7 protein-coding genes are annotated in these 6,000 nt (G+C 67.4%); 2 read left to right on the top strand and 5 right to left on the bottom strand.

Going from position 1 to position 6,000, the window contains the following annotated elements:
• Window positions 1-17: 17 nt before the first annotated feature.
• The gene (locus tag J0I79_RS07275; RefSeq protein ID WP_292856084.1) at window positions 18-734 is read right to left on the bottom strand and encodes a hypothetical protein; all 717 of its coding nucleotides are present in this window, start codon (window positions 732-734) and stop codon (window positions 18-20) included.
• A 239-nt stretch (window positions 735-973) separates the two neighbouring features.
• Here J0I79_RS07275 and J0I79_RS07270 point away from each other — a divergent pair, with 239 nt between their 5' ends.
• Both J0I79_RS07270 and J0I79_RS07265 read left to right on the top strand, forming a co-directional pair.
• The gene (locus J0I79_RS07270) at window positions 974-1,702 is read left to right on the top strand and encodes a response regulator (RefSeq protein WP_292856088.1); all 729 of its coding nucleotides are present in this window, start codon (window positions 974-976) and stop codon (window positions 1,700-1,702) included.
• Window positions 1,699-2,940: an ATP-binding protein gene (locus tag J0I79_RS07265; protein WP_292856082.1), complete on the top strand. Its 1,242-nt coding sequence runs from the start codon at window positions 1,699-1,701 to the stop codon at window positions 2,938-2,940. The genes J0I79_RS07270 and J0I79_RS07265 overlap by 4 nt, the downstream gene beginning before the upstream one ends.
• Before the next feature lie 37 nt (window positions 2,941-2,977).
• Here the strand turns inward: J0I79_RS07265 and J0I79_RS07260 are convergent, their stop codons facing one another.
• The 4 genes from J0I79_RS07260 to minC form a co-directional block, all read right to left on the bottom strand.
• On the bottom strand, window positions 2,978-3,301 hold the full coding sequence (locus J0I79_RS07260; protein ID WP_292856081.1) for a hypothetical protein: 324 nt from the start codon (window positions 3,299-3,301) through the stop codon (window positions 2,978-2,980).
• 170 nt (window positions 3,302-3,471) lie between these two features.
• The gene (minE, locus tag J0I79_RS07255) at window positions 3,472-3,744 is read right to left on the bottom strand and encodes a cell division topological specificity factor MinE (RefSeq protein WP_137933593.1); all 273 of its coding nucleotides are present in this window, start codon (window positions 3,742-3,744) and stop codon (window positions 3,472-3,474) included.
• The gene (gene minD, locus J0I79_RS07250) at window positions 3,741-4,556 is read right to left on the bottom strand and encodes a septum site-determining protein MinD (protein ID WP_137933594.1); all 816 of its coding nucleotides are present in this window, start codon (window positions 4,554-4,556) and stop codon (window positions 3,741-3,743) included. The genes minE and minD overlap by 4 nt, the downstream gene beginning before the upstream one ends.
• A 111-nt stretch (window positions 4,557-4,667) precedes the next feature.
• Complete coding sequence (minC, locus tag J0I79_RS07245; protein WP_292856076.1) at window positions 4,668-5,606, bottom strand: septum site-determining protein MinC; 939 nt, start codon at window positions 5,604-5,606, stop codon at window positions 4,668-4,670.
• Window positions 5,607-6,000: the final 394 nt, after the last annotated feature.

The following is a 6,000-nucleotide window of genomic DNA, read 5'->3' as shown; positions in this document are numbered from 1 at the left end:
GGCGCAGCCGGTCAGAGTTATGAGCCATTCCCGGGCTGGGGTGGCGGAAGCTGTCCGCCCTGGTCGGGCGGACCTCCAGGTCCGGCTGCATCTTCCGGCGGGCCGCCCCAGGGACCGGGGGGTGGTCCGTGAGGGCGTTCCGCCGAAGCGAGGATTTCGAGCTGTTCGGGCGAGAGCTTGGCGCGCAGTTCGGCGATCGCGTCCTTCAGCTTGGCCGCCGAGGCCGCACGGGCCGTGACATCGTCGGCCAGCCTTTCCTGGAAGGCGAAGGGATCGGCCTTGGCGTCCGGACCCGCATCGGGGCCTTTCGCCTGAGGGCCGCCATCCGGCCCGCCAGGACCACCGGTGCCGCCAGGGCCGCGATCATGGTGCGACGGCGCAAGCACCGCCTGGAGCGCGCTGGTGTAGTCGCGCCAGGCGTCGAGCTGTTCGGAGCGGATGCCGACCCGCGTCTCCAGCACTGCCAGCCTCGTGGCCAGCATGAATTCCGGCGGCGGTCCCATGCGGCGGGGGCCGAAGCCTTCGGGCCCGAAGCCCTGCGGGCCAAAGCCTTTCGGACCGTGCGGCATCGGGCCGTGCGGGCCGGGACCGAGGTCGGGACCGCCCTGCATGGCCATCATTGGCGGCATGGGCGGCGCCTCGCCGGGCGCGCCGCCGGGATCGGGCTGCGCGGCAAGTGCCGGGTGGATGGCGGCGAGGGAAAACAGGCCGAGCGCAAGAAGTCTGTTGCGCATGATGTGGTTCCTTTCATCCATGCTTGGGACGACCAGGAGGATAGGAAGGCTGTTTGTCCGCTTCGCGTCGGCGTGTTGCCGAAGGTTTCCGCAAAAGGGCAATTTGTTTCCGAATGTTTCCAGCGGGCCGCCAGCAACATTGCGTTGCAATTTTCCATGCCGCTTGTCCGCGCTCTCCCTATAATCACCGCCAAGCCCCTATGGTTACGGGCCCCATGATCACGGGCAATGGCACCAACATGCAGTCACAACCCCATATCCTCGTCGTCGACGACGACCGCGAAATCCGCACGCTTCTCGGCCGCTATCTCGACGGCCAGGGGTTTCGCGTCTCCGTCGCGGCCGACCGGCGCGAATGCGAGCAGAAGCTGGCGACAGGCCAGTTCGACCTGATGGTGCTCGACGTCATGCTGCCGGACGGCTCGGGGCTGGACATCTGCCGCGGCCTGCGCGACCGCAAGCCGCATATCCCCGTCATCCTGCTGACGGCGCTGAAGGAAGATGTCGACCGCATCATCGGGCTGGAACTCGGCGCCGACGACTATCTCGGCAAACCGTTCAACCCGCGCGAGCTTACCGCCCGCATCCGCGCCGTGCTGAGGCGTGTCGTGCCCGAGGATGCGCCCGCCCCGCCCCGCGCCCGCGTCTATCGCTTCGCCAGCTACCGGCTGGAGCCGGACACCCGCAAGGTGATCGACGCGCAAGGCGAGCTTGTCGACCTCACCGGCGCCGAGTTCGACCTTTTGCAGGTATTCCTCGACCGCCCCGGCCGGCTGCTGTCGCGCGACCAGTTGCTTGATCTCACGCAGGGCCGCGAGCGCGACCCGCTCGAACGCTCCGTCGACGTGCTGATGAGCCGGCTGCGCCGCAAATTCGCCGAGGCCGGCGACGGGCCGCTGTTCAAGACGGTGCGCAATGGCGGCTATCAGCTCACCGCGCGCGTCGAGACCGTGGAGATCGAGGCGTGAACTCGCTCCGCCGCCGCCTCATCGTCCTGCTGGTCGCCTCCATCGTCGGCGTCGTCGGCTTGGCGACCGCCGCCGTCATCAGCGTGCGCGGCGGCGGCCCGCCGCCGGAACTGACCGTGCCCTGGGTCGCCCAGCAGATGGAACTGGTGCTGCGCGTGCTGCCCGGCGAAATCCCCGACGGCCTGCCCGTCCATCTCAGCGACCATCCCGCCGGCGGCCGGTTGGACCGCGCCGAGACCGCGATGCTCAACGACATATTGCGCGGGCGCGGCCTCGATGTAGAGGCCATGGTCAGCGAGAAGACCGACGGCCCCGGCCAGGTCGCCTCGGCGCGCCTGTCGGACGGCCGCTGGGTGATCGTGGAAGTGCCGCTGATCACCCCGCCCAAGCGCGAATGGCTTGTTCTGGCCGGCTGGATTTCGCTGATCGTGGCCGGGGCCACCGCCGTCTCGGTCTATTTCACCTCGGTGCTGATCCGGCCGCTGGAAATGCTGGAGGCCGCCGTCTCCAAGATCGGCTCCGACGGCGTGCTGGCGGCGGTGCCCGAGGTCGGCTCGGCCGAGGTCAAGGCGACCGCGCATGCGCTGAACCAGCTATCCTCGCGGCTGAAGACGTCGATGGAAAGCCGCATGCGGCTGGTGGCCGCCGCCGGCCACGACCTGCGCACACCGATGACGCGCATGCGGCTGCGCGCCGAATTCCTCGACGAGGAACGCGACAAGTGGCTGCACGATCTCGACGAACTCGACCGCATCGCCGACAGCGCCATCCGCCTGGTGCGCGAGGAGGTGAACCAGGACGCCGTCGAGCCGCTCGACCTGGAAAGGATGGTGCGCGACATAGCGGACGAAATGGCCACGCTCGGCCACGACGTCTCCATCGAACGCCTCGACGCCGTCTCGGTGCGCGCCGGCGCGCTCGGCCTGCGCCGGGCGCTGCGAAACCTGATCGTCAACGCCGCCACCCACGGCCGGGCCTGCACCATTTCGCTCACCGCCGCCGACCGGCGCGCCGTGCTGTCGATCTGCGACATCGGCCCGGGGATCCCGCCCGACCTCATCAACAAGGCCTTCGAACCCTTCTTCCGCGTCGACCCCGGCCGCCAGCAATCCATCCCCGGCGCGGGCCTGGGGCTCGCCATCGCCAAGGAAATCATCGAGCGCTACGGCGGCACGGTGACGCTGGAAAACCGCTTCGGCGGCGGCCTGGCGCAGACGGTGGTGTTCAAGGCGGTGTGATGGGGGCGGCCCGCCATGGGCGGCAGCCGCCCTTACCTCACGGCGACATCAGCGCCCACATCGCCTCGTTGAACTTGCGCATCTTTTCGCGGAATTTCTTTTCCGCCAGCATGCGCGCCAGCGTGGCTTTCTTGCGCCTTGTGTTGGCGGCTCGCCACAGCGCTTCCACACGGTGGAACTCGCGGCCGGCGGCTGCGGTCGCCTCCTTGCCCTTGGCGCGCATCACCGCCTTGCTCGCGGCCTTCATCGCCGCCAGTTCGGCGTCTTCATCCTTCTGTGCCGCTTCTTCTTCCTGCCGCGCCGCGCCATAGTCCTGCGCGGCCTTGGTCAGGTCCTGCACTGCTTTCCCGATGTCCGGCATTGTTGCCCCCAATGTCTGTAATCGCAGGCTACAAACATTAGTGAGACCTTAAATTTGGCCGATGTCAATGATGGCTGATGCTGGAGAGGTATTTCGGACGATGAGCTGAGAAATAACGGTCAGCAGGACAGAGGGGGGCGCGAAGGATCGCGGCCTTCCCCTGCTTCGCCTCACCCCGCCATGGCGAGCGGCACCGGGCTCTTGTTGGGGATCTGGATGTCGATCTCCAGCGTCGACATCGTCTCGCCGCGGTCCATCGACACCTGGAGATAGTCCTGGTCGATCTGCACGTGCTTGGCGATGACGGCCATGATCTCCTCGCGCAGGATCGAGACAAGGTCGGGCTGGGCGCGGCTGCGGCGCTCATAGGCGAGCAGCACCTGCAGCCGCTCGCGCGCCACCGGCGCACTGGTGCGCCGCTTGAAGAGGTCGAGAATGCTCATGCCGCCCTCCTTCCGAGAAGCCGGTCGAGAAAACCCTTGCGCTCGAAGGGAACGACCACCGGCAGGTCTTCGCCTTCCAGCCTGCGCGCCGCTTCGAGATAGGCCTTGGCGGCGGCGTTGATCGGCTCCGACAGCGTCACCGGCGCGCCGAGATTGGAGGCGCGCAGCACATCCTGGCTTTCCGGGATGATGCCGATGAGCGGCACCGACAGGATTTCCAGCACGTCGTCGATCGACAGCATCTCGCCGCGCGCCGCGCGCGCCGCGTCGTAACGCGTCACCAGCACGTGCTTGGCGATATGCTCGCCCTGTTCGGCGCGCATGGTGCGGGCGTCGAGCAGGCCGATGATGCGGTCGGAATCGCGCACCGACGACACTTCCGGATTGGTGACGATGACGGCCTCGTCGGCGAAGCGCATGGCAAGCTGGGCGCCGCGCTCGATGCCGGCCGGGCTGTCGCAGAACACATAGTCGAACACCTGGCGCAGGCGGCCGATGACTTCCTCCACGCCTTCTTCGGTCAGCGCGTCCTTGTCGCGGGTCTGCGAGGCGGGCAGCAGATAGAGCGTCTCCAGCCGCTTGTCGCGGATCAGCGCCTGCGACAGCTTGGCCGTGCCCTGGATGACGTTGACGAGATCGAACACCACGCGCCGCTCGGCGCCCATGATGAGGTCGAGATTCCTGAGGCCGACGTCGAAATCGACGAGCGCCACCTTCTTGCCGGTCTTGGCCACGGCGGCGCCGAGCGCGGCCGTCGAAGTCGTCTTTCCGACGCCCCCCTTGCCCGAGGTGACCACCACTACCTTGCCCATATATCCAGCCTCCGTTGGCGTTTTATCTTTTAGCCCTGCCGTGCCGGCACGGCATCCTGTCTCAACCGCCGATCCTCGCACGCGAAGCCGGCCCGAAGCTTGCGCCGACGCTCAGCCGAGCGGCATCACGCACAGCGCGTCGTTTTCGAGGAAGGCCTGCACCGCCTTGCCGCGCGACACGCCTTCCATCTCTTCCGCCGTCGTGTACCAGCCGTCGACCGCCAGCAGTTCCGCCTCGTTCTTGCGGCAGAAGATGCGCGCCGAGATATTGCCTTCCGAACCCGCGATCGCCCGGCCGCGCAGCGTGCCGTAGACATGAATGGAGCCGCCCGCGACGATCTCCGAGCCCGACGCCACCGAGCCCAGCACGATGACATCGCCATGAGGATGGAACACGGACTGCCCCGAGCGGATCGGCGTCTTGATCATCAGCGTGCCGGCCGCCGGTTCGCTTGACTGGGGGAGAGCGCCCTGCCCCGATCCCGCTTTGGCGAATTCCGCCGTGGCCGGTTCGATCCTGACCGCTTCCAGCCCCGCCAGCGCGGGGTCCGCCTCTTGCTCGTGGACGGTCGCATCCTGGGACGTGTCGTCCTGAAAAGCCGCGTTGGCCGAAACCGCTGCCGGCAAGACCGCCACGGGCGCCTCCGCCGGCACGGCGTGCTCCACGGCAACGGCCGCTTCCAGTTCCTCCGCCCGCGCCTTGCGCGCCGCGCGGCCAAGCAGCCCCTCGGCCGTCGCCTCCTTGGCGCTGGACAGCAGCGGCGGCAGGTCCAGCCCCAGCGAAGCGCCTTCGAGTTCGATGGCGTAGACCCGGATGCCCCGCCCCGCGAGCGAGGCCACCAGCAAGGCGATATCGGCCACATCGGGCTTCAAAACGTTGAGATCGAGCACCACAGGCCGACCGTTGAAATAGCCCGGCGAATTGCCGATCCAGTGGTCGAGCCCCTCAAGCCAGTCGGTGATGGGCGCCTCCGGCGTCAGCGTGAAAGCGACGAAGGAACGAGCGCGAAATCGGATGGATTTGGTCTCAACGGGGGCGGCAAAGGTCACGGCCGGTCGATTCCTTACTCAATGGTTAAAGGGTGCCGGGCTAATGGTTAACAAATGGTTAATTTTGCGGGTAAGCGCCGTTAAGATCTGACGCGGCTAATATCTGTGGCCAGACAGTGACAATGCTGCACGAAGTTCCGCAAGGGGTTCCGGGGAAAGGGTGAAGGTGAGCGCTCCACGGCGCCCCCTCTGGCCTGCCGGCCATCTCCCCCACGAGGGGGGAGATCAGCTGTCATCGCGGCCTTCGCCAATCTCCAACAGAGTATAGGCGAGCGCCGGCGCTGAAGCTGCCAAGCTCCCCTCGTGGGGGAGATGGCCGGCAGGCCAGAGGGGGGCGCCGTGGAGCGCCGGTCTTGCCCCCACCAAACGCAGCCGCAAAACTGTGTGAACGGCA

This window comes from Mesorhizobium sp., assembly GCF_017306585.1.
GTDB lineage: Bacteria > Pseudomonadota > Alphaproteobacteria > Rhizobiales > Rhizobiaceae > Mesorhizobium.
Note: the sequence above shows the minus strand (reverse complement) of the source record. Positions and strands in the feature narration are given on the sequence as shown.

What these genes read in the sequence shown, in the direction of transcription:
- J0I79_RS07275 (WP_292856084.1), bottom strand. Translation starts at nt 734, where the DNA reads ATGCGCAACAGACTTCTTGCGCTCGGCCTGTTTTCCCTCGCCGCCATC.
- J0I79_RS07270 (WP_292856088.1), top strand. Translation starts at nt 974, where the DNA reads ATGCAGTCACAACCCCATATCCTCGTCGTCGACGACGACCGCGAAATC.
- J0I79_RS07260 (WP_292856081.1), bottom strand. Translation starts at nt 3,301, where the DNA reads ATGCCGGACATCGGGAAAGCAGTGCAGGACCTGACCAAGGCCGCGCAG.
- minE (WP_137933593.1), bottom strand. Translation starts at nt 3,744, where the DNA reads ATGAGCATTCTCGACCTCTTCAAGCGGCGCACCAGTGCGCCGGTGGCG.
- minD (WP_137933594.1), bottom strand. Translation starts at nt 4,556, where the DNA reads ATGGGCAAGGTAGTGGTGGTCACCTCGGGCAAGGGGGGCGTCGGAAAG.